Here is a 21,974-nt window from a genome sequence, read left to right as displayed (position 1 = left end):
CCATCGGGCACGTGACCAGCAGATCCGCCGAGGCGCACCGCTTGGGCGACCTCGCCCGGCTGCGCCGCGTCCGCGACCGGATCGACCGCGAGTACGCGCAGCCGTTGGACGTCGAGGCGCTCGCGCGCGGCGTCAGCATGTCGGCCGGGCACCTCAGCCGACAGTTCCGCCTCGCCTACGGTGAGTCACCGTACTCCTACTTGATGACGCGGCGCATCGAGCGCGCGAAAGCGCTGCTGCGCCGGGGCGACCTCAGCGTCACGGAGGTCTGCTTCGCGGTCGGCTGCTCGTCCCTGGGGACGTTCAGCACCCGGTTCACCGAGCTGGTCGGCGTGCCGCCGAGCGAGTACCGGCGCCACGCGACCGCCGAGGCCGAGGGCATGCCGGCGTGCGTGGCCAAGCAGGTCACCAGACCGGTCAGGAATCGAGAAGCGCCCGCCGGGAGCCTCACCTAGCGTGACCGCCATGGACATCACCATTCACTCGAGCTTCCTCCCGCAGGACGACCCGGAGGCGGCGCTCTCCTTCTACCGCGACGCGCTCGGCTTCGAGGTCCGCAACGACGTCGGCTACGAGGGCATGCGCTGGATCACGGTGGGCCCGGTCGGCCAGCCCGACACGTCCATCGTGCTGCACCCGCCGGCCGTCGACCCCGGCATCACCGACGACGAGCGCCGCACCATAGTCGAGATGATGGCCAAGGGCACCTACGGCGGCGTGAACCTGGCCACCAAGGACCTCGCCGGCGTGTTCGACAAGCTCCAGGCGTCGGGCGCCGAGGTCGTCCAGGAGCCGACCGACCAGCCCTACGGCGTGCGGGACTGCGCGTTCCGCGACCCGGCGGGCAACCTGGTCCGCATCCAGCAGAGCTGACCCCGCCGTGCCGTCACCCCACGCCCGCCGCGGGCGGGGTGACGGCACATCCGACGCACACCCCAGGCACGCGCCCGAGAAGTCCACGCGCCCGAGATAGATGGAGACAGGATCAGCATGGCCACGAGGAAGACCGCGCCGTCGCCCGAGCCGCACCTCGCCGACAGCCACGACCTCATCCGCGTGCAGGGCGCGCGCGTGAACAACCTCAAGGACGTCAGCGTCGAGATCCCGAAACGCCGCCTCACGGTGTTCACCGGCGTGTCCGGCTCGGGCAAGAGCTCGCTGGTCTTCGGCACGGTCGCGGCCGAGTCGCAGCGGATGATCAACGAGACCTACAGCGCGTTCGTGCAGGGCTTCATGCCCACGCTGGCACGGCCCGAGGTCGACGTCCTCGAAGGGCTGACCACCGCGATCATCGTGGACCAGGAGCGGCTCGGCGCGAACCCCCGCTCGACGGTCGGCACCGTCACCGACGCCAACGCGATGCTGCGGATCCTGTTCAGCAGGCTCGGCTCGCCGCACATCGGCCCGCCCAACGCGTACTCGTTCAACGTGCCGTCGGTGAAGGCCAGCGGCGCGATCACGGTCGAGCGCGGCGGCAAGACCAAGGCCGAGAAGGCCACGTTCAACCGCCTCGGCGGCATGTGCCCGCGGTGCGAGGGCATGGGCTCGGTCAACGACATCGACCTCGCCGCGCTGTACGACGACGGCAAGTCGCTCAACGAGGGCGCGCTGACCATCCCCGGCTACAGCATGGACGGCTGGTACGGCCGCATCTTCCGCGGCTGCGGCTTCTTCGACCCGGACAAGCCGATCCGCAAGTACACCAAGCGCGAACTGCACGACCTGCTCCACAAAGAACCGACCAAGATCAAGATCGAGGGCATCAACCTGACCTACTCGGGACTGATCCCGTCGATCCAGAAGTCCTACCTGTCCAAGGACGTCGACTCGCTGCAGCCGCACATCCGCGCGTTCGTGGAGCGGGCCGTGACGTTCACGACGTGCCCCGACTGCGGCGGCACCCGGCTGGCCAAGGAAGCCCTGTCGTCCAAGGTCAAGGGCAAGAACATCGCCGACGCGTGCGCGATGCAGATCAGCGACCTGGCCGACTGGGTGCGCGGGCTGGACGAGCCCTCGGTGGCGCCGCTGCTGGCGAACCTGCGGCGGACGCTGGACTCGTTCGTGGACATCGGGCTCGGCTACCTGTCCCTCGACCGTCCGTCCGGGACGCTGTCGGGCGGCGAGGCGCAGCGCACCAAGCTGATCCGCCACCTCGGCTCGTCGCTCACCGATGTCACCTACGTCTTCGACGAGCCGACCATCGGCCTGCACCCGCACGACATCGAGCGGATGAACGCCCTGCTGCGGCAACTGCGGGACAAGGGCAACACCGTGCTGGTGGTGGAGCACAAGCCCGAGGTGATCGCGATCGCCGACCACGTCGTGGACCTCGGACCGGGCGCGGGCACGGGCGGCGGCGAGGTGGTGTTCGAGGGCACCGTCGACGGCCTGCGCGCCGCCGACACCCTCACCGGGCGGCACCTGGACTACAAGGCGTCGGTGAAGCCGTCCGTGCGCACGCCGTCCGGGGCGCTGGAGGTGCGCGGCGCCGACACCCACAACCTGCGTGACGTCGACGTCGACATCCCGCTCGGCGTGCTGTGCGTGCTCACCGGCGTCGCCGGGTCCGGCAAGAGCTCGCTGGTCCACGGCTCGGTCGCCGGGCGCGACGGCGTGGTCGTCATCGACCAGGGCGCGATCCGCGGTTCGCGGCGCAGCAACCCGGCCACCTACACCGGGCTGCTCGAACCGATCCGCAAGGCGTTCGCCAAGGCCAACGGCGTCAAGCCCGCGCTGTTCAGCTCCAACTCCGAAGGCGCCTGCCCCACGTGCAACGGTGCCGGCGTCATCTACACCGACCTCGGCGTGATGGCGACCGTCGAGACCCCGTGCGACGACTGCGAGGGCAAGCGCTTCCAGGCCTCCGTGCTGGAGTACACGCTGGGCGGCCGGAACATCGCCGAGGTGCTGGCCATGTCCGCGATCGAGGCCGAGGCGTTCTTCGGCGAGGGCGACGCGCGCACGCCCGCCGCGCACAAGATCCTCGACCGGTTGGTGGACGTCGGCCTGGGCTACCTCACCTTGGGTCAGCCGCTGACCACCCTGTCCGGCGGCGAGCGGCAACGGCTCAAGCTGGCCACCCAGATGGCCGAGAAGGGCGACGTCTACGTCCTCGACGAGCCGACCACGGGCCTGCACCTGGCCGACGTCGAGAACCTGCTCGGCCTGCTCGACCGGCTGGTCGACTCGGGCAAGTCGGTCATCGTGATCGAGCACCACCAGGCCGTGATGGCGCACGCCGACTGGATCATCGACCTCGGTCCCGGTGCCGGTCACGACGGTGGCCGGATCGTCTTCGAGGGCACGCCGGCCGACCTGGTGGCCAAGCGCGCCACGCTGACCGGGGAGCACCTGGCGGACTACGTCGGCGCCTGACCTCCGCGAGAGTCCAACGCTCAGCCCGCGAGAGTCCAACGCTCAGAACCCCTGAATTCAACGCTCAGCGGACGGTGCCAGCTCAAGCTCCCGGTCCGAATGGTGAATTCAGGGTGTCCGAACGTTGGACTCTCGCGGGCTGGACGTTGGACTCTCGCGGGTCAGGAGGTGGAGGTCAGGCGGACGGCGGTCCACGAGACAGGGGGGAGGACGACGAGGAGGGAGTCGTCCACGAGCGTCGTGTCCTGCGGCTTCGGCACGACGCGGTCCGGGTCGGTCTCGGTGTTGGTGGCCGAGCCGTCCGGGTCGTGCACTGTCCAGGCCTCGGCCACCTCGACGTCGCCGAACGCGGCCAGGCCCACCTTCAAGTCAACCGGTTCGGTGCGGTGCCGGTTGACCACGAACACCACCGTGTCACCGGTTTCCCCGTCGTGCGTGGCGACCGCGTCGACCACCGGCACGTCACCGAACTGCTTCGTCGAGTACGTCGGCGAGGACGTCTCCACCCGCAGCACCTGCCCCCGCGCCAACCGGGACGTCAGCGCGAACGGGTGGAAGATCGTCTGCCGCCACGCCGGACCGCCCGGCTCGCTGCGGATCGGCGCGATCACGTTCACCAGCTGCGCCTGGCACGCCACCGCAACCCGGTCGCTGTGGCGCAGCAACGAGATCAGCAGGTTGCCCACGACCACCGCGTCGGTGACGTCGTACTGGTCCTCGATGACCCGCGGCGCGACCTCCCACTCGGTGCGCGTCTCGGCCTGGAACCGCTTCATGTACCAGACGTTCCACTCGTCGAACGACAGCGTGATCTTCTTGCTGCTCTTGAGCCGCGCGCCGACCGCGTCCGCGGTGGCCACCACGCTGTCGATGAAGTGGTCCATGTTCACCGCCGAGGCGAGGAAGCTGTCCACGTCGCCGTCGATCACCTCGTAGTAGGCGTGCAGCGAGATGTGGTCCACCTCGTCGTACGCCAGCTCCAGCACCGTGGACTCCCACTCGCCGAACGTCGGCATGGACGAGCTGGAGCTGCCGCACGCCACCAGTTCCAGGTCCGGTTCGGCCTGCCGCAGCGCGCGGGCCGTCTCGGCGGCCAGCCGGCCGTACTCGTGCGCGGTCTTGTGGCCGAGCTGCCACGGGCCGTCCAGCTCGTTGCCCAGGCACCACAGCTTCACGCCGTGCGGCTCCTCGGAGCCGTTGGCACGGCGCAGGTCGGACAGGTGCGTGCCGCCGTCGTGGTTCATGTACTCGTGCACGTCGAGAGCTTCGGCGACACCGCGGGTGCCGAGGTTCACCGCGTACATGATCTCGACGTCGGCCTTGCGCGCCCAGCGGACGAACTCGTCGATGCCGACCTCGTTGGTCTCCAGGCTGTGCCACGCCAGCTCACGGCGCACGGGCCGCTGCGCGACGGGGCCGACGCCGTCCTCCCAGCGGTAGCCGGAGACGAAGTTGCCGCCGGGGTAGCGGACCAGCTCCACCCCCAGTTCACGGGTCAGTTCCAGGACGTCCCCGCGGAACCCGTCCTCGTCGGCGGTCGGGTGGCCGGGTTCGTGGATGCCGGTGTAGACGCAGCGGCCCATGTGCTCGACGAACGACCCGAAGAGCCGGCGTCGCACGGGCGCGATGACGTAGTCGGGGCTGAGGGCAAGGGAGGCGTTGAGCACGGGACTCCTACTTCAGGGCGCCTGCCGCCGCACCGCTGCGCCAGAAGCGCTGCAGCAGGACGAAGGCGACGATGAGCGGGACGATGGCCAGCAGTGAGCCGGTCACCACGAGGTTGAACAGCATCCGGGTGCCTGCCTCCTGCTGCGCGGTGTTGAACCACGTGGTCAGGCCCACGGTGAGGGGGTAGAGGTCGGCGTCGCTGAGCATGACCAGCGGCAGGAAGTAGTTGTTCCAGGTCGCGACCAGGGTGAACAGGAAGACGGTCACGATCGCGGGCCGCATCATCGGCAGCGCGATCTGCCAGAAGATGCGCAGCTCGCCCGCGCGGTCGATGCGGGCGGCGTCGATCAGCTCCACCGGCACGCTCTCGGCCACGTACACGCGCACCAGGTACGCGCCGAACGGGCTGAGCAGCGAAGGGAGGATGACCGCCCACATCGTGTCGACGAGTTCCACCTCCGACAGGATCAGGTACGTCGGCAGCACCAGCGCCGTGGCCGGCACCATGATCATGCCCAGCAGCGCCGTCTCGAACAACCGCTTGCCCACGAACTGGAACCGGGCCAGGCCGTAGCCCGCGGCGGCCGCGAGCGCCGTGGCGCCCAACGCGCTCAGCCCCGAGTACAGCGCCGTGTTGACCAGCCACCGCCCGTAGACGCCGTCGTCCTCGCGGAACAGCAGCCCGATGTTCTCGAACAGGTTGAACTCGGCGAACCACAGCGCCGGGCTGTCCAGCAGGTCCGGCTGGCTCTTGGTGGCCGCGATGACCACCCACAGCAGCGGCACCAGGAAGTACAGGATGCCCACGCCCATCAACAGGTGCGGGAGCCGGGTGTCCACCCTGGTCCCGTCGTTCGCTCGGCCGACGGTCATGCGCGCTTCCCCCGCCTGCGGTTGTTGACGAACACGAACGCGTAGGCCACCACGAACACCAGGAACCCGAGCGCGAAGGACACCGCGGCGGAGTAGTGGAAGTCCGAGTAGGCGAACGCCTGGTTGTAGGCGTAGAGGTTCGGCGTGTACCCGGCCGAGATCTGCGGCGCGAACCTGGCCATGATCTGCGGCTCGGTGAAGAACTGCATGGTGCCGATGACGGTGAAGATCGCGGCCAGCGAGATGGCCTGCTTGATCGCGGGCACCTTGACCCGCAACGCGACCTGCACCGGCGTGGCGCCGTCGATCACCGCGGCCTCGTGCAGCTCGCGCGGCACGCCCTGCAGCGCCGAGTACAGGATGATCATGTTGTAGCCGGTCCACGCCCACGTGACGATGTTGCCCAGCGACACCAGCAACAACGAGACGCTGAAGAAGTCGATCGGCTCGCCGCCCACCAGCGTCGGCAGGTCGGCGAACGGGCCGAACGTGCGGCTGTAGAGGAAGCCCCACATGAGCGCGCCGACCACGGCGGGCACGGCGTAGGGCATGAACGCGATGAGCCGGAACGCCAGGGCGAACTTCGTCGTGACGGCGTCCAGCACGAGCGCGCCGGCCAGCGCGAGGCCGAGCATGATCGGGATCTGGACGAGTCCGAAGAGGACGACCCGCAGCAGGCCGTCCAGCAGCACGGGGTCGGTGAACGCGCGCACGTAGTTGTCGATGCCGCTGAACCGCGTGCCCAGCGCCAGGCTCTTGCTGGACAGGCTGAGCCAGAACGCGTACCCCAGCGGCACGACCAGGAACGCGACGACGACGAGGAAGAACGGCAGCACGAACAGCATCCCGGCCACCGGGTGCGCGGTGACCCGGCGCGACCGCCGCCGCGCGCGTGACTCGACCGGTGGAGCCGCGGGCGGGTCGTCGGCCGCGGGCGCCGTGATCGGCAGTGACCGCGTCACGGTGAACCTCCTGACTTGGCCTCGCGGACCGCCGCGGCAGCAGGTGCGCCGCGGCGGGTCGCCGGAGGGTTACTTGCTGACCTTGAAGCCCTGCTGCTCGGCGTACGCGACCACGTTCTTCTGCGTCTCCTCCAGGACCGTGCCCCACGGCCTGCCGCCCGTCATCGCCTCGGCGCTGCGGTCGTCCAGCTCGCTGTACACGAAGTCCTGGAACGGCGTGAACTGGAAGTCGCCCAGCTTCTGCGACACGGGCACGAAGATCTCGTTCACCTTCTGGCCGTTGAAGAACTCGTAGGCCTTGCCGGTGAACGCCGGATCGGCCGCGATGTCCTTGACCAGCGGGTAGAGGAACGCCTTGTTCAGCCCGATGTCCCAGGCGGCCTCGGACTTGCCGAACAGCTCGCGGGCCACGATCGTGGCGGCCTTCGGGTTCTTCGCCTGCTTGGTCACGGTGAACGTGGAGCCGCCCCAGTCGCCCTGCTCGTCGGCGCCGGCGGTCCACTGCGGCATCGGCGCCACCGCCCACTTGCCCGTGGTGTTCTTCAAGGAGCCCGCCAGGTAGCCGGGCGTCCAGCCGGCCGCGGCCCACGTCCAGTACTTGCCGGAGTCCAGCGCGGCGGTGGCGTCGGCGGTGAAGAACGGGTCCTTGGCCATGAGGCCCTTGTCGACCAGGTCACCGAGCAGGTCGACCACCCGCTCGCACTCCGGCGCGGTCAGGTTGATCTTCACCTGGTCCTTGGCGGTGGTGTGCGAGTAGCCGTACGGGCGGCAGCCGGACTGCCACATCAGGCCGTTGAGCCAGCCGCCGTCACTGCCGAAGCTCGCGATGTGCGCGTCCGGGTCGACCGCCTTGATCTTCACGGCCGCCTCGGCGTACTCGGCCCACGTGGCGGGCACCGGGATGCCGTGCTGGTCGAACAGGTCCTTGCGGTACATCAACGCCATCGGGCCGCCGTCGACGGGGATCGCGTAGACCTTCTCCCCATCGGTGGCCTGCTTCCAGGCCCACTCGGCGTAGAGGTCCTCGTCCTCGTTGGCGCCGTGCTCGCCCATGTCCGCCAGGGCGTCGAGGATGACGAACGTGGGGATCTGCTGGAACTCCACCATCGCCACGTCCGGCGCGCCCTTGCCCGCGGTGATCGCGGTCTTGAGCTTGGCGTAGTGGTCCGCTCCGGTGCCGGCGTTGGTCCACTCGACCTTGATGTCGGGGTGCGAGGCGTTGAACGCCTCCACGACACCCTTGAACTCCGGGTACCACGCCCAGACGGACACCGTCACGGGTCCGTCTTCGCCGCCCGCGCCGCCGCACGCGGCCACCGCGAGCAGGCCGCAGGCGGCGAGCCCTCCTCGGAGTTTCGCCAACCAGGTGGTGCCGAGCATGAGTGCGCCTTTCCGTCGCGGCATGCGTGAGGGCATGCGCGACCGCGATCACGGTGCGTGAACGAGACGTACAAGGTAAGCGGCGACCCCGCGAGGCGCGATCTGGTGCCTCGGGGTCGGGTCCGGGTGTCGCACCACAGCCGGCGGGTCCCGGGGATCCGACCGTGTCTGCCGCCGTGGCACCGGTCTTGCTGCGCTGCAAAGCACTATGGACGGCCTTTTGCCGCGCTGCAAGACCTCATCTGAAGTTAATTCAAACGAGATTTGAGACGGTTGCGCGGCGCGAGCCATCCGGGCTTGTCGTGGCGGAGGCCGCGATGCACACTCCTTTGCAGCGCTGCAGCGGTGGGCCGCCGCGCCGGTCCGACGGAGGAGAACGATGCGCGACGCCACGCTGCGTGACGTAGCTGAGCTCGCGGGCGTGTCCGCGCGGACGGTCTCGAACGTGGTCAACGGCTACGCCAGGGTCACCGAGCGGACCCGCGAGAAGGTGGAGCGGGCGATCGCGGAGCTGGGCTACCGGCCCAACGTGCTGGCCCGCAACCTGGCCAACGGGCGTTCCGGCCAGATCGCCGTGGTCGTGCCCTACCTGGACACGCCGTACTTCGCGGAACTGCTGCAGGCGATCATCCCCAGGGCGCGCGAGCGCGGCTACAACGTGCTGATCGACCAGACCGACGGCGACCCGGCGCACGAGCGCGAGCTGATCCGCCGCGGCGCGCGGGCGCTGCTGTTCGACGGCATGATCTTCAGCCCGCTCGGGCTGGCCCAGGAGGACCTGGACGACGGCGATCCCACGCTGCCGCTGGTCGTGCTCGGCGAGCGGTCGTCCAACGGCACGTTCGACCACGTGGGCATCGACGACGTGGCGGCGTCCCGCGAGGCCACCGCGCACCTGATCGGCCTGGGCAGGCGCCGGATCGCGGCCATCGGCGACCAGCCGTACCCGACCGGCGAGGCCGCGCAACTGCGCACGCTCGGCTACCGGCAGGCCCACGCCGAGGCCGGGTTGCGGGTGGACGAGTCGCTGATCATCCACACGCCGAGGTTCAACCGGGCGGACGGCTCGGGCGCGATGCGGCTGCTGCTCGACCGGCCCGACCCGCCGGACGCCGTGTTCTGCTACAGCGACCTGGTCGCGCTCGGCGCGTTGCACGAGGTGCTGGAACGCGGCCTGCGCGTGCCCGAGGACATCGCCCTCATCGGGTACGACGACATCGAGGACGGTCGCTACTCCAACCCGCCGATCAGCACGATCTCGCCGGACAAGGTCGCCATCGCGGCCACGGCGGTGGAACGGCTGCTCGCGCGCATCGGCAGCACCGAGCCGCTACCCGGCATCGAGGTCCGCGCCGGACACCGGCTGATCGCCCGCCGGAGCACCCTGGGCCGCACCGCCACGCCCTGACCCGAACGTTCGACTCACCTGTTCCGAACGCAGGACACGCGGGGTGCTAGGTGCGGAAGCGGGGAACGACCAGGCCCGATTCGTAGGCGGCGACCACGGCCTGGGTCCGGTCGCGCAGGCCGAGCTTGTTCAGCACCCGGCTGACGTGCGTCTTCACCGTCTCCTCCGTGACCACGAGCCGGGCCGCGACCTCCGGGTTCGACAGGCCCTCGGCGACCAGCCGGAGCACCTGCGTCTCGCGCGGGGTGAGGGTGGCCACCGCGGCGTTCACCGGTGCGTCCCGCTCGGGCCGCAGGCGGGTGAACTCGCTGATCAAGCGGCGGGTCACGGTCGGTGCCAGCAACGCCTCACCGGCCGCGACGACCCGCACCGCGTCGAACAGCCGCTCCGCCGTGACGTCCTTGAGCAGGAAGCCGCCCGCGCCCGCGCGCAACGCGTCGTAGACGTACTCGTCCAAGTCGAACGTGGTGAGGACCAGGATCCGCGGCCCCTCCGGACCGCTGAGCCGGCGCGTGGCCTCGATGCCGTCCACGCCCGGCATCCGCACGTCCATGAGCACGACGTCGGGTGACAGCTCCCGGCACAGCCGCACCGCCTCGCCGCCGTCCGACGCCGTGCCGACGACGGTGAAGTCCGGCTGCGTGTCGAGCAGCGCGGCGTACCCGGTGCGGATCACCTGGTGGTCGTCGGCGACCACGATCCGGACGCCGCTCACCGGGCCGCCCTCGCCGGGAGGCTGGCCTCGACCACGAACCCGCCCACGGCCGCCGGACCCGTGCGCAACCGGCCGCCCACGGCCGCCGCCCGTTCCCGCATACCGGTCAGCCCGTGCCCGCCGGCGGGTGCCGCGGCGGGCGGTCCGGGCCCGTTGTCCCTGATGCGCAACCGCAACGCCTCCTCGGTGTAGTGCAGCTCCACGTCGACCGCCGCGCCGGGCGCGTGCCGCCGCGCGTTGGTCAGTGCTTCCTGGACGATCCGGTACGCGGCCAGCTCGACGCCCGGGTCCAGCCCGGCGGGCGTGCCGGAGACGATGAGCCGCGCGCCCGCGCCGGACGTGTCGCGCACGTCGTCGAGCAGTTCGGTGAGCTGCCGCAACCCGGGCTGGGGGTGCCGTTCGGCGATGTCGGACGGCGCGTCCTCCCGCAGCACGCCCAGCAGCCGCCGCATCTCGGTCAACCCGGCCCGCGCGGTGTCGCCGATCTCCGACAGCCGCCGCGCGCCCTCGGCGGGCAGGCCGGGCGTGGTCAACCGCGCCGTCTCCGCCTGCACCGCGATCATCGAGATGTGGTGCGCGACGACGTCGTGCAGCTCGCGCGCGATCCGGGCCCGTTCGCCCCGGGCGGTGTGCTCGACCAGGCTCTCGGCCACGGCCTGCCGGGCCGCCCGGTGCACCACCGCCTCGTCGCGCGCCCACCGGGCGATGCCCACCCACGCCGCCGTCAACCCCAACGACGCGGCCAACACGGTCATCGCGTCCGCGCCGCGCACGAGCGCCAGCACCAGGTACGGCACGGCCAGGCAGGTCGCCACGACCTGGCCACCCGCCCGTCCCAGCCGGTACAGCACGATCAGCTGCGCCACCAGCCCCGCCACCGTGAGGCCGTGGAACAGCCCGAGCGACAGCACCCCCGCCGCCGAGACGGCGACCGCCGCCGGCATCGGCCGCAGGAACGCGGGCGGCGCCGTGGTCGCGAGGGCGAGCAGCCCGAGCACGAGGACGAGCTGCGGGTCGGCGTCGCCCGCGACGGCCCGGGAAACCGACTCGCCCACCGCGGCCACGCCCAGCGACACCACGGCGGCCACCGGCGCGTGCGTCCCGCCGCCCAACCGCCGTGCCCACCCCTCGTCGCTCACGCGGACCATTGTCGTCGCCGACGCGCGTGCGGGCGTCACCGCACGCGGTGACACCGGCATCCCTCACGCGAGGGACACGTCTCCCCCACGTCAGCGAGAGCGGAGATTGCTCTCTCGCGTGACGACTCCGCCCACCCCCGCTCCCTAGCCTTCCCGGCATGGAAGCAACCATCGAAGTCTCCGGGCTGCGCAAGCGGTACGGGCCGACCGTGGCGCTGGACGGGATGACGTTCACCGTCGCACCGGGCAAGGTCACCGGTTTCGTCGGCCCGAACGGCGCGGGCAAGTCCACCACGATGCGGGTGATCCTCGGCCTGGACTCGGTCGACGAGGGCCACGCGCTGGTCGGCGGGCGGCCGTACCGGAGCCTGCGGCACCCGCTGCGGCAGGTCGGGTCGCTGCTGGACGCGTCGGCGTTGCAGCCCAGCCGCACCGGCCGCAACCACCTGCTGTGGCTGGCCCACTCGCAGGGGCTCGGCGCGCGGCGGGTGGACGAGGTCGCCGAACGAGTCGGCTTGACGTCGGCGATCCGGCGCAAGGCGGGCGGCTACTCGCTGGGGATGCGGCAGCGGCTGGGCATCGCGGCGGCGCTGCTCGGCGACCCGCCGGTGCTGGTGCTGGACGAACCGGTCAACGGCATGGACCCCGAGGGCATCCGGTGGGTGCGCGGCTTCCTGCGGGCGCTGGCGGCCGAGGGCCGGGCGGTGCTGGTGTCCAGCCACCTGATGAGCGAGCTGCAGGACACCGCCGACCACGTGGTCATCGCGGGCCGGGGCAAGGTCATCGCCGACGTCGGCGTGGCGGAGCTGATCGAGGCCGCGTCCGGTGCACGGGTCACGGTGCGCACCAGCGACCGCACCGCCGCGATGACGGTGCTGGCCCGCGCCGGTGCGACGGTCGCGGTCACCGCGACGGACACGCTCACCGTCTCCGGGCTCTCCGGCGAGCGCGTGGTGGCGTTGCTCGGTGAGGACTCGGTGCCGTTCTCCGAGGTGTCCGCGCACCGCGCGTCCCTCGAAGAGGCGTACATGGAGCTGACCAGGGACGCGGTCGAGTTCCACGCGGCGGGTGACGCGCGGTGAGCGGGCGGGACGGCTTCGGGCAGGCGCTGCGGGCGGAGTGGACGAAGCTGCGCACCGTGCGCGGCTGGGTGTCCGGCCTGGTCGCGGCGGCTCTGGTGATCGTGCTGATGGGGTTGTTCGCGGCGACGGCGAGCAACATCTCGTGCAGCGGCCCGGACGGCGAGCCGTGCGCGGGCAGCACGCCGACGCGGGGGCCGGGCGGCGAGCCGGTGGTCGACGCCTTCGCGTTCGCGCACCAGTCGTTCACCGGTGACGGCAGCATCACGGCCCGGGTGACGTCGCTGACCGCGGTGTCCTCTTCGGACGGTGGGACGCCGGTGGCGGACACGCTGCCGTGGACCAAGGGCGGGATCATCCTCAAGGAGAGCACCACCCCGGGCTCGCCCTACGCCGCGTTGACGCTGACCGGCGGGCACGGCGTGCGGCTGCAGCACAACTTCACCGGCGACATCGCGGGCACGCTGGACGCGGTGCCGAGCTGGCTGCGGCTCACCCGGTCGGGTGACACGATCACCGGCCACGAGTCCGCTGACGGCGTGGCCTGGCACCTCGTCGGCACGGTCCGGCTGCCCGGGCTGCCGCAGACCGTGCGCGCCGGGCTGTTCGCCACCTCGCCGCACCACGAGGTGGTCACCGAGTCGTTCGCCGGCACCAGCGGCATCAGCTACCCCACGATGGCGACCGCCGAGTTCGACCGGATCGGGCTCCAGGGCTCGTGGCCGGACCGGACGTGGACCGGCGGCAGCGTCGGCGGCCGTGGTGACGGCGACGTGGAGGTGAGCGCCGATGGCGTGACGGTGCGCGGGGAGGGCGACATCGCCCCGATCGTGGCCGGGCGCGGTGGGCTGGGCAAGACGGTCGAGGGACGGCTGGTGGGCGCGTTCGCCGGGCTGATCGCGATCATCGTGGTGGCGGCGACGTTCATGACTTCGGAGTACCGGCGCGGCCTGATCCGCACGAGCCTGACCGCGAGCCCGCGGCGTGGCCGGGTGCTGGCGGCGAAGTCCGCGGTGATCGGCGCGGTCACGTTCGTCACCGGGCTGGTCGGCGCTCTGGTGACGGTGCCGTTGGTGCGGGCGGTGGAGGAGGACAAGGGCTTCTTCCTGTTCCCGGTGCCGATGGCGACCGAGCTCCGGGTGATCGTCGGCACGGCGGCGCTGCTCGCGGTCGCGGCGGTGTTCACCCTGGCCGTGGGCACGGTGCTGCGGCGCAGCGCGGGCGCGGTCGCGCTGGTGATCGTGGCGATCGTGCTGCCGTACATCCTGGCGATCGCGTCGGTGCTGCCGACCGGGCCGTCCGACTGGCTGCTGCGGGTCACGCCGGCCGCCGCGTTCGCCGTCCAGCAGAGCCTGCCGGAATACGAGCAGGTCACGGCCACCTATGCGCCCGCGGACGGTTACTTCCCGTTGAGCCCGTTGGGTGGGTTCGCGGTGCTGTGCGGTTACGCGGCGGTCGCGCTGGGCGTGGCGGCCTTCGTGCTGCGGCGGAGGGACGCGTGAAGGAAGCGCTGCGCGTGGAGTGGACGAAGCTGCGCACCGTGCCGGGCACGGGGTGGCTGCTGGCCGCCGTGGTGCTGCTGACCGTGGCGCTGGGGGTGGTCGCGTCGTCCGCCGTCACCTGCTCGGGCACCGGCTGCGGGCAGGACCCGGCGAAGATCAGCCTGACCGGGATCGCGTTCGGGCAGGCCGTGGTCGCGGTGCTGGCCGTGCTGGCGGTCGGCGGCGAGTACGGCACGGGGATGATCCGGGTGACGTTCGCCGCGCTGCCGCGCCGGTCCACCGTGCTGGTCGCGAAGGCCGCCGTGGTCGGTGCGCTGGTGCTGGTGGCGGGCGCGGTGGCGGTGCTGGTGTCGGTCCTGGCGGGGCGGCTCATCCTGCCGGGCAACGGGTTCACCGAGGCGCACGGGCACGCGGTGCTGTCGCTGGCGGACGGGCCGGTGGTGCGCGCGGCGGTCGGGTCGGTGCTGTACCTGGTGCTGGTGGGCCTGCTGAGCGTCGGCGTGGCCACTGTGGTGCGTGACGCGGCGGCGGCCATCGGGGTGGTGCTCGGGCTGCTGTACCTGTTCCCGATCGTGGCGGCGGTGGTGTCCGATCCGGACTGGTTCAAGCGCCTGCATCGGATCAGCCCGATGACGGCCGGGCTCGCGGTGCAGGCGACCACGGACGTCGCCGCCCTGCCGATCAGCCCGTGGGCGGGACTGGGCGTGCTGGGGCTGTGGGCAGCGGGTGCGCTGCTGGCCGGCGGTCTGGTGCTGCAGCTGCGTGACGCTTAGCGGGCTTTGTCGGGCCGCGGCAGCAGCAGGTGCACGGCGAAGCCCGCCAGGGTCGTCAGGACGACCTGGTAGAGCAGGGAGAGCCGCAGGTCGTTCCCGACCGTGAACACCGCGTCCAGCCCGGTCGTCACCACGCCGGCCAGGGTGAGCAGGCCGGTCACGTGCCAGCCGAAGAACCCGGCCGTCCAGGCGACCAGCGGCCAGCGGTTGCGGTCCGGTCGGCGCAGCACCAGGTAGGCGGAGAACGCGGCGGCGGCGTTGAAGGCCACGCCGACGATCCGCAGTTCGGCCAGGCCACCGGACAACAGCGTGGCGAGCGTTTGCGCCACCACCAGCGCGATCACCGACCAGCACCCGACCCGAGTTTTGTCCACGGCGCGGATGGTAGTGCCGGGTGGTGTCTGCGCGTGCTCGCCGGGATGCACGACCTGCCGGTGGACGTGATCGCCACGGTGGGTCGGCACGTCGACCCGGCCGTGCTCGGCCCCCAACGGCCCGGGGTGCGCGTCGAGCGCTGCCTGCCGCAGGGGTCCGTGCCGCCCGGATGTGACCTGGTGATCTCGGCGGAGATGCCGGACCTGCCCGAGCCCGCGCGGGTGGTGCCGTTGTTGGAGCGGCCGGCGAGGTGACTAGCCGGAACCCGTTGGCACGATGAGGCCGCTCTCGTAGGCGACCACGACGGCCTGCGCGCGGCTGGACAGGGCCAGCTTGCCCATCATCCGCTTGACGTGCGTCTTCACCGTCGCCTCGCTGAGCACGAGGCGTTGGGCGATCTGGCCGTTGGTGAGCCCGTTGCCGACCAGGCGCAGCACCTCGGTCTCGCGCGCGGTCAGGGCCGCCAGTTGTGGGGCGCCCACGGCGGTGGCGCGGTGGTGCTGGGCGTAGGTCTCGATCAGCCGGTGGGTGATGTGGGGCGCGATCAGGATGTCACCGGCGGCGATGGTGCGGACCGCGGAGATGATCCGCTCCGGCGGGGTGTCCTTGACCAGGAAACCGGACGCGCCCTCGCCCAACGCGGTGTAGACGTACTCGGGCAGGTCGAACGTGGTCAGCACGACGATCCGGGGCGGCTCCGCCCGGCCGGTGCCGGACTCGTGGTCAGGATCGCGATCGGCTTCGCGGCCGGGGTCGTGATCGGCCTCGTGGCCCGGCTCGCGGTGCGCGGCCAGGATCTGCCGGGTCGCGGCGATGCCGTCCAGCACCGGCATCCGGATGTCCATCAGGATCACGTCGGGCGAGGTGCGGGCCGCCATCGCCACGGCCTGTCCCCCGTCCGCCGCCTCACCCACGACCTCGAAGCCCGGTGCGGCGGTGAACAGGGCGACCAGGCCCGCGCGGATGAGCGCCTGGTCGTCGGCGATGAGCACGCGGATCGTCACCGGGCCGCCACCTCGCTCATCGGCAGCCGCAGGACCACGCCGAAACCACCCCCGGCCGTCTGTCCCGCGGTGAGCACGCCCCCGTACAGCTCGGCGCGTTCCCGCATGCCGCGGATGCCGTGCGCCTGGTGGTCCGGACTCGGCACGACCCGAGCCGCCCGGCCGTTGTCGGTCACCTTCACCACCAAGGTCTGCTCCCCGTAGTCGACCTCGATCCGCGCCGCGGCCTGCCCGGCGTGCTTGAGCACGTTGGTCAACGACTCCTGCACCACCCGGTAGGCGCACAGGTCCGGCCCCGGTCGGAGCTCGCGCGCCGCACCGGTCACGGCCACGTCCACCGGCAACCCCGCGCCCCGGGCACGTGCCACCAGCTCGTCCAGGGCCGCCAACCCCGGCTGCGGCCGGTAGTCGTCCTCGTGGTCCACGCGCAGCACGTCGAGCAAGCGGCGCATCTCGGTCAACGCCTCGCGGCTGGTGTCACCGACCGTGGTGATCGCCCGGCGCGCGGTCGCCAGGTCGGTGTCCAGCACGTACTGCGCCACACCGGCCTGCAACGAGATCACCGACATGTGGTGCGCGACGATGTCGTGCAGCTCGCGCGCGATGCGCACCCGTTCGTCCGCCACCGCCCGCGCCGCCTCCTGCGCCAGCCGCTCGACGCGCCGCGCCCACCGCTTCGTGCCCTCGCCCAGCATCCAGGCGCCCGACACGACCAGCACCGACTGCGCCACCTCCGACCACACGACCACACCGGGCAGTCCGAGGAACGCCACGACGACCACGGCCACCGCCGCCAGGAACACGACCGCCGCCACGAGCCGGGACCGCAGCGTGGCCACGGTGAACATGCCGACCAGCGCGCCGACGCCGCCACTGGGCAGGCCACCGAACTCGACCACGCCGTAGAGCGCCAACGCGCCCAGCATCACCGCCATCGTGGCCACCGGCGCGAGTTGGCGCAACGCGATCGGCGCGACGGTGAGCGCACCCACCACGTACGCCGCCCAGCCCGACCCACCGCCGGTCTGGCTCACCGTGGTCGCCACGGTCAACGACGTCAGCACCACCGCGAGCAGCAGGTCGAGCCGGATCGGCTTGAGTTTGGCCAGCACCGGCCCAACGTAGTCGCGGGCGGGCTCACCCGTCGCCAGCCCGTGGGCTGATCCCGCCCTACCCCCACGGTGGTAGATCAGGATCCCGTCGTGGGGCGACGACGCCGACCCGGTGCGTGCCTACCGTTCGGTGACATGAAACGACTCTGCGCAACAGTGATGGTCGCGGTGCTGGGGCTCACCACGGCGGGCACCGCTCACGCCGGCCACCGCACCGACACCCTCCAGCGGCACGCCGACGCGTTGCTGGACCAGGGCGCGCCGGGTGTGCTGGTGGAAGTGGACACACCGCGTGGCGACGTGCGGGTCCGCAGCGGTTACGGCGACGTCGACCGGCGAACGCCTGTGCCGTGGCGGGCGAAGTTCCGCATCGGCAGCTACACCAAGACGTTCGTCGCGGCCACCGTGCTGCAACTGGTCGGTGAGGGACGACTGTCCCTTGAGGACAGTGTCGAGCGCTGGCTGCCGGGTGTCGTGGCGGGGAACGGCAACGACGGCAGGCGGATCACCGTGCGGCAGCTGTTGCAGCACACCAGCGGCCTGACCAACTACGTGGGCAGGATGCCGGAGCTGTTCCTGGAGTCGGAGTTCGAGGACAACCGGTTCCGGACCTACCGGCCGGAGCAGCTCGTCGCGCTCGCCGTCGCGTCGCGGCCGGACTTCCCGCCGGGTGAGCGGTGGAACTACTCCAACACCGGCTACGTCCTGGCCGGGATGATCGTCGAACGGGTCACCGGCAACACCTGGCAGCACGAGGTCCGCACCCGCATCGTCGAACCGCTCGGCCTGCGCGACACCTTCCTGCCGGGCACGTCACCGTTCCTGCCCAGGCCGCACGCCACCGCCTACGAGCGGTTCCCGGAGAAGGGCCTCGAAGCCGACCCGGACGACCCGCGGTGGGGCCGGGCGGTCGACGTGACGCGCTACAACCCGTCGTGGGGTGGGGCGGCCGGTGACATGATCAGCACCACCGAGGACGCGAACGAGTTCCTCAAGGCGCTGATCGGCGGCGAGGTGCTGCGGCCGGCGCAGCTCGCCGAGATGACGAAGACCGTGCGCACGCCCGGCCTGGACCCGGCGTGGCCCGGTGCCGAGTACGGGCTGGGGATCATGTGGATCCCGAACTCGTGCGGCGGGCACTGGTCGCACGGCGGCGACATCCCGGGCTTCAAGACCCGCAACGGCGTGACGGCGGACGGCGAGCGCAGCGTGGTCGTGTCGATCAACACCGACTCGATGGTGGCCAGGCCGGGCGCGCCCAAGCCGGCCGGCGACGTCACCTCGCCCCTGATCGACCACGCCCTCTGCGGCCTGAAGTGAGGTGATGGCGGGGGGTGGGACACGCGGGCGGTGCCCCACCCCCGGCATCACGCCCGCGCGACGGCCGGCGGCCGGGCACGGGGTAGCTGGGCAGCGGTCGATGGCGGTCGGGCCGGCGGCAGGCGGTGGGCGACAGACGGGGTGGCGGGGCGGTGGGGGGCAGGGCGGTGAGGGTGCCGTGGCAGGGCGGTTGGGTGCGGTGGGGTGGGAGCAGGCCATGATGTAGGTGTGGAGTCCACCCGTGTGGATCGCTGGCTGTGGGCGGTCCGGTTGACCAAGACCCGTTCCGATGCCGCGGCGGCGTGTCGGGGTGGGCACGTGCGTGTCAACGACAAGCCGGCCAAGCCCGCCACGTCGGTCACACCTGGTGACGAAGTGCGTGCGCGGGTGGGTGACACGGTTCGGATCGTGGAGGTTGTCCGGGTGATCCAGAAACGCGTCGGTGCCGCCGACGCGGTCGGTTGCTTCATCGACCGGACCCCGCCACCGCCGAAGCCCACAGAGGCACCGGCGCCCGTCGCCCGTCGTGAACGCGGCGCGGGCCGCCCCACCAAACGGGAACGGCGGGTCTTGGACAAGTTCCGCGGCAGCGGGTTCTGAGCCCACCGCGTGGCCGATCCGGGCACGACCGGATGGCCCTCGCCGACCCTGGACCGCTCGGGTGAATCAGCTGAAGTCCACCTAACGGGGTGTCGCGCCGAGACGATCACGGAGGAGGACGGCGTCCCCACGTGGCGGCTGGGAGGTGCGGTGGCCCGGAAGCGGCGGGAAGATCGGAACGCACGGGTCGGGCTCGCGCGCTGGCGGTTGCGCGAGGGCGACTCGGCGGTGATCGCGGGCCGGTGGTCCGAAGCCGCCCACCTGTACACCGTCGCCGCGTACGAGCTGGACGGGCTGGACCCGCGTGACCGCGAAGTCGCCACCCTCCTCGCGCACGCACTGGCCGGGCACGGCCGGGCAGACCTGGAACTCGGCAACCCGCACCGCGCGCTGGAAACGGTGACGAACGCGCTGCACCTGGTCGAACGAGCCGAGCCGCACAGCGCCCTGCACGCGCAGGTGCTCGTCTGCCGCGCGGGCGCGCTGAGGGACACGGGAGCACTGGACGACGCGGTCACGGCGTTCACCGACGCGTTGACCATCCAGCGGACCGTGGACCGCACCGGTGAGACCGTGGTCGGCACGCTCAACGAGCTGTCCCACACGCTCAGGCTGCGCGGTGACGGGTGTGCCGCCGAACAGGCCGCCCGGGACGCCGTCGAACTGGCCGAGCGGGTCGCACCGGGCGGGCTCGCCGCGGCGGTGAGCCACCACAGCCTGCGGCAGGCGTTGGACGACCTCGGCCGGGTGGACGAGGCCGAGCCGCACCTCGTCCGCGGCATCGACCTCCTGCTGCGCCACGCACCCGCCGCGTCGGTGACGGCCGACGCCGTCGACCGGTGGTGCGCGGTGGTGCTGTCGCGGGACGGCGCGACCGACGCCCTGCCGTGCCTGGACCGGCACCTCGCCGTGATCGAGCGCGAGGTGCCCGGTGCGCCGGTGGTCGGCGTGCTGCGGCTGTGGCGTGGCGTCGGGTTGGCCTCGCTGGGGTCCGAGGAGGCGGAGGCCGAGGCGTTGCGCGAGTTCGAGACGGCCGAACGCGTGCTGGTTGGGCACCCGACCCTGGCGGCCCGCGTCACCCGGGCCAGGCGCGAGGTGCTTGCCCGGCCACGGGATCCGGGCCAGGTCTAGCGCAACCGCTTCCCGCGCAGAGGACGCGGCCGGCTACGACCGCGGCTCACCCAGCCGCACGGCCACCACACCGCCCAGGATCAACACGCCACCGGCCAGTTGGACCAGGCCCGGCGCCTCGCCGAGCAGCAGCCACGCGAACACGAGCGCCAGCACGACCTCGGTCAGCGCCACGAACGAAGCCAGCCGCGAGCCGAGCCGCCGGGTCGCCGCGATACCGGTGACGTAAGCGAGGGCGGCCGTCACCACGCCGAGCGCGAGCACCGGCAGCCACCACGCCACGGTGAACCCGTCGAACCCGACCGGCGCGGCCGACACCGCGAACGGGACGATCCCCACCGCGCCGGCCGCCACCAGCACGACACCGCCCAGCAGCAACCCGCCCGCGGCCAGCACGGTGCCCGGCAGCCCTTCCGCGTCCCGCGCGTTGAGCACGAAGTACACGGCGGCGCCCACCATCGCGGCCAACGCCCACAGCACACCGACCGCGCTGGCCCGCGCGCCGGACACGACGTCGAGCACCAGCAGCAGCCCGACCAGGCCCAGCACACCGCCGAGCACGGTCAGCCGGGTGGGGCGCTGGCCGTGCCGCAGCCACAGCCAGCCGACCACGGCCACCGGCGCGGTGTACTCGACCAGCAGCGCGACACCGACTTCCATGTGCGCGACGGCGTTGAAGAAGGCCAGCTGGCAACCCGCGACCGCGACCAGCCCGTACGCCGTGATCAGCGGCGCGGTGCGGCGCAGCAGGTGCCACCGGCCGCGCAGCTGCACCACCGCGATCGGCACCAGCACCACGGCGGCCAGCAGCACCCGCACCGCCACCGCGGCGGCCGAGGACCAGCCCGCGTCCATCAGCCCGCGGGCCAGCGGGCCGGACAGCCCGAACGACGACGCCGACAGCAGCGCGAAGCCCAACCCGGCCCGCAGCCGCCCAGCCACCTGCGTGTCATGTGTCATCGTCGCCATGACTCATGACGCTATGGACCGCAGCGGTAATCTGTCAACATGCTTTTCACCCATGACACGACGGCGGCACTGGTCGCCGCGGTCGCCTTGGTGAACTCGGCCGAGGAGCCGGACACGCTGACCGACCGGGCCCAGCTCGACGCGTTCTTCGCCGAGCACGGCTACACCGGCTCGCGCACCCACGACGCGGCCGAGCTGGAGGCGGTCCGCGCGGTGCGGGCACCGTTGCGCCGCCTGCTGACCAGCGACCGCGACACCGCCGTTACCATCGTGAACGACATCCTGGCCGGGCACCACGTGGTGCCGCAGCTGGTGCGGCACGACGGTTTCGACTACCACCTGCACGCCACCGACCCCGGCACGCCGCTGGCCGACCGGATCGCCGTCGAGACGGCCATGGCGATGGTCGACGTGATCCGCGCCGACGAGCTGAGCAGGCTGTCGGTCTGCGCGGACGACACGTGCGGCGGACTGGTGCTCGACCTGTCCCGCAACCGCTCCCGCCGCTACTGCAGCACCGCGTGCGGCAACCGGATCGCCGTCGCCGCCTACCGCGCCCGCAGGAACTGACGACCTCTCGCATTGTCGA

The 21,974-nt window shown here is 71.8% G+C and carries 22 protein-coding genes; 12 read left to right on the top strand and 10 right to left on the bottom strand.

The features are described 5' to 3' along the window. The first annotated feature begins 11 nt into the window (after positions 1–11). The 3 genes from B0I31_RS23815 (at position 12) to B0I31_RS23805 (ending at position 3,375) form a co-directional block, all read left to right on the top strand. Positions 12–455, top strand: a complete 444-nt coding sequence (locus B0I31_RS23815; RefSeq protein WP_106617901.1) for a helix-turn-helix transcriptional regulator — start codon at positions 12–14, stop codon at positions 453–455. Between the two features lie 10 nt (positions 456–465). Beyond that, positions 466–873, top strand: coding sequence for a VOC family protein (locus B0I31_RS23810; RefSeq protein ID WP_106617900.1), 408 nt, complete (start codon positions 466–468; stop codon positions 871–873). 111 nt (positions 874–984) lie between these two features. Further along, positions 985–3,375, top strand: a complete 2,391-nt coding sequence (locus B0I31_RS23805) for an ATP-binding cassette domain-containing protein (RefSeq protein ID WP_425444400.1) — start codon at positions 985–987, stop codon at positions 3,373–3,375. A 161-nt stretch (positions 3,376–3,536) separates the two neighbouring features. Here B0I31_RS23805 and arfA read toward each other — a convergent pair whose 3' ends face one another. The 4 genes from arfA to B0I31_RS23785 form a co-directional block, all read right to left on the bottom strand. Continuing rightward, a complete protein-coding gene (gene arfA / locus B0I31_RS23800) occupies positions 3,537–5,042 on the bottom strand; it encodes an arabinosylfuranosidase ArfA (protein WP_106617606.1) in 1,506 nt (501 codons plus the stop codon). Between the two features lie 7 nt (positions 5,043–5,049). Then, complete coding sequence (locus B0I31_RS23795) at positions 5,050–5,916, bottom strand: carbohydrate ABC transporter permease (RefSeq protein WP_106617605.1); 867 nt, start codon at positions 5,914–5,916, stop codon at positions 5,050–5,052. Further along, complete coding sequence (locus tag B0I31_RS23790) at positions 5,913–6,878, bottom strand: carbohydrate ABC transporter permease (protein WP_245950319.1); 966 nt, start codon at positions 6,876–6,878, stop codon at positions 5,913–5,915. Before B0I31_RS23790 ends, B0I31_RS23795 begins: the two co-directional genes overlap by 4 nt. Before the next feature lie 69 nt (positions 6,879–6,947). After that, the gene (locus B0I31_RS23785; protein ID WP_181320303.1) at positions 6,948–8,258 is read right to left on the bottom strand and encodes an ABC transporter substrate-binding protein; all 1,311 of its coding nucleotides are present in this window, start codon (positions 8,256–8,258) and stop codon (positions 6,948–6,950) included. Between the two features lie 379 nt (positions 8,259–8,637). On the opposite strand from B0I31_RS23785, the gene B0I31_RS23780 reads away from it, so the two are divergent. Further along, a complete protein-coding gene (locus tag B0I31_RS23780) occupies positions 8,638–9,666 on the top strand; it encodes a LacI family DNA-binding transcriptional regulator (protein WP_106617603.1) in 1,029 nt (342 codons plus the stop codon). A 46-nt stretch (positions 9,667–9,712) separates the two neighbouring features. On the opposite strand, the gene B0I31_RS23775 is transcribed toward B0I31_RS23780, so the two are convergent. After that, positions 9,713–10,381, bottom strand: a complete 669-nt coding sequence (locus tag B0I31_RS23775; protein ID WP_106617602.1) for a response regulator — start codon at positions 10,379–10,381, stop codon at positions 9,713–9,715. Continuing rightward, a complete protein-coding gene (locus B0I31_RS23770) occupies positions 10,378–11,520 on the bottom strand; it encodes a sensor histidine kinase (RefSeq protein WP_219910768.1) in 1,143 nt (380 codons plus the stop codon). The genes B0I31_RS23775 and B0I31_RS23770 overlap by 4 nt, the downstream gene beginning before the upstream one ends. Positions 11,521–11,678: 158 nt before the next feature. Between B0I31_RS23770 and B0I31_RS23765 the strand changes: the two genes are divergently transcribed. Genes B0I31_RS23765 through B0I31_RS23755 form a run of 3 tightly spaced genes read left to right on the top strand, consistent with a single transcriptional unit; the run spans position 11,679 to position 14,874 of the window. Beyond that, positions 11,679–12,602: an ABC transporter ATP-binding protein gene (locus B0I31_RS23765; protein ID WP_106617600.1), complete on the top strand. Its 924-nt coding sequence runs from the start codon at positions 11,679–11,681 to the stop codon at positions 12,600–12,602. Further along, on the top strand, positions 12,599–14,101 hold the full coding sequence (locus tag B0I31_RS23760; RefSeq protein WP_245950317.1) for an ABC transporter permease subunit: 1,503 nt from the start codon (positions 12,599–12,601) through the stop codon (positions 14,099–14,101). Before B0I31_RS23765 ends, B0I31_RS23760 begins: the two co-directional genes overlap by 4 nt. Next, entirely contained in the window at positions 14,098–14,874 is a 777-nt protein-coding gene (locus tag B0I31_RS23755) for an ABC transporter permease subunit (RefSeq protein ID WP_106617599.1), read from the top strand. The genes B0I31_RS23760 and B0I31_RS23755 overlap by 4 nt, the downstream gene beginning before the upstream one ends. Here the strand turns inward: B0I31_RS23755 and B0I31_RS23750 are convergent. Beyond that, positions 14,871–15,248: a hypothetical protein gene (locus B0I31_RS23750; protein ID WP_146173915.1), complete on the bottom strand. Its 378-nt coding sequence runs from the start codon at positions 15,246–15,248 to the stop codon at positions 14,871–14,873. The genes B0I31_RS23755 and B0I31_RS23750 overlap by 4 nt on opposite strands. A gap of 33 nt (positions 15,249–15,281) precedes the next feature. Here B0I31_RS23750 and B0I31_RS23745 point away from each other — a divergent pair, with 33 nt between their 5' ends. Continuing rightward, positions 15,282–15,503 carry a hypothetical protein gene (locus B0I31_RS23745; protein ID WP_106617597.1) on the top strand — a complete coding sequence of 74 codons (222 nt, stop codon included), beginning with the start codon at positions 15,282–15,284 and terminating at the stop codon, positions 15,501–15,503. Here B0I31_RS23745 and B0I31_RS23740 read toward each other — a convergent pair whose 3' ends face one another. Further along, a complete protein-coding gene (locus B0I31_RS23740) occupies positions 15,504–16,253 on the bottom strand; it encodes a response regulator (protein WP_106617596.1) in 750 nt (249 codons plus the stop codon). Next, positions 16,250–17,365: a sensor histidine kinase gene (locus tag B0I31_RS42645; protein ID WP_106617595.1), complete on the bottom strand. Its 1,116-nt coding sequence runs from the start codon at positions 17,363–17,365 to the stop codon at positions 16,250–16,252. Before B0I31_RS42645 ends, B0I31_RS23740 begins: the two co-directional genes overlap by 4 nt. A 135-nt stretch (positions 17,366–17,500) precedes the next feature. Between B0I31_RS42645 and B0I31_RS23730 the strand changes: the two genes are divergently transcribed. From B0I31_RS23730 to B0I31_RS23720, 3 genes are all read left to right on the top strand, one after another. Then, a complete protein-coding gene (locus B0I31_RS23730; RefSeq protein ID WP_106617594.1) occupies positions 17,501–18,685 on the top strand; it encodes a serine hydrolase domain-containing protein in 1,185 nt (394 codons plus the stop codon). A 228-nt stretch (positions 18,686–18,913) separates the two neighbouring features. Continuing rightward, positions 18,914–19,285: an RNA-binding S4 domain-containing protein gene (locus tag B0I31_RS23725; RefSeq protein ID WP_106617593.1), complete on the top strand. Its 372-nt coding sequence runs from the start codon at positions 18,914–18,916 to the stop codon at positions 19,283–19,285. A gap of 150 nt (positions 19,286–19,435) precedes the next feature. Next, the gene (locus B0I31_RS23720) at positions 19,436–20,416 is read left to right on the top strand and encodes a hypothetical protein (RefSeq protein ID WP_106617592.1); all 981 of its coding nucleotides are present in this window, start codon (positions 19,436–19,438) and stop codon (positions 20,414–20,416) included. 33 nt (positions 20,417–20,449) lie between these two features. On the opposite strand, the gene B0I31_RS23715 is transcribed toward B0I31_RS23720, so the two are convergent. Further along, complete coding sequence (locus B0I31_RS23715) at positions 20,450–21,385, bottom strand: EamA family transporter (RefSeq protein WP_106617591.1); 936 nt, start codon at positions 21,383–21,385, stop codon at positions 20,450–20,452. Positions 21,386–21,424: 39 nt separating this feature from the next. On the opposite strand from B0I31_RS23715, the gene B0I31_RS23710 reads away from it, so the two are divergent. Then, positions 21,425–21,955 (top strand): CGNR zinc finger domain-containing protein, encoded by a 531-nt coding sequence (locus B0I31_RS23710; protein ID WP_106617590.1) that lies wholly within the window; start codon positions 21,425–21,427, stop codon positions 21,953–21,955. Positions 21,956–21,974: the final 19 nt, after the last annotated feature.

Source organism: Saccharothrix carnea (genome assembly GCF_003014735.1).
Lineage (GTDB): Bacteria > Actinomycetota > Actinomycetes > Mycobacteriales > Pseudonocardiaceae > Actinosynnema > Actinosynnema carneum.
This window is presented reverse-complemented; position numbering and strand designations above follow the sequence as displayed.

Excerpts from the sequence above, each read along its gene's own strand:
- B0I31_RS23780 (WP_106617603.1), top strand. The coding sequence starts at position 8,638 with ATGCGCGACGCCACGCTGCGTGACGTAGCTGAGCTCGCGGGCGTGTCC.
- B0I31_RS23810 (WP_106617900.1), top strand. The coding sequence starts at position 466 with ATGGACATCACCATTCACTCGAGCTTCCTCCCGCAGGACGACCCGGAG.
- B0I31_RS23710 (WP_106617590.1), top strand. The coding sequence starts at position 21,425 with ATGCTTTTCACCCATGACACGACGGCGGCACTGGTCGCCGCGGTCGCC.
- B0I31_RS23795 (WP_106617605.1), bottom strand. The coding sequence starts at position 5,916 with ATGACCGTCGGCCGAGCGAACGACGGGACCAGGGTGGACACCCGGCTC.
- B0I31_RS23715 (WP_106617591.1), bottom strand. The coding sequence starts at position 21,385 with ATGGCGACGATGACACATGACACGCAGGTGGCTGGGCGGCTGCGGGCC.
- B0I31_RS23765 (WP_106617600.1), top strand. The coding sequence starts at position 11,679 with ATGGAAGCAACCATCGAAGTCTCCGGGCTGCGCAAGCGGTACGGGCCG.
- B0I31_RS23730 (WP_106617594.1), top strand. The coding sequence starts at position 17,501 with ATGAAACGACTCTGCGCAACAGTGATGGTCGCGGTGCTGGGGCTCACC.
- B0I31_RS23785 (WP_181320303.1), bottom strand. The coding sequence starts at position 8,258 with ATGCTCGGCACCACCTGGTTGGCGAAACTCCGAGGAGGGCTCGCCGCC.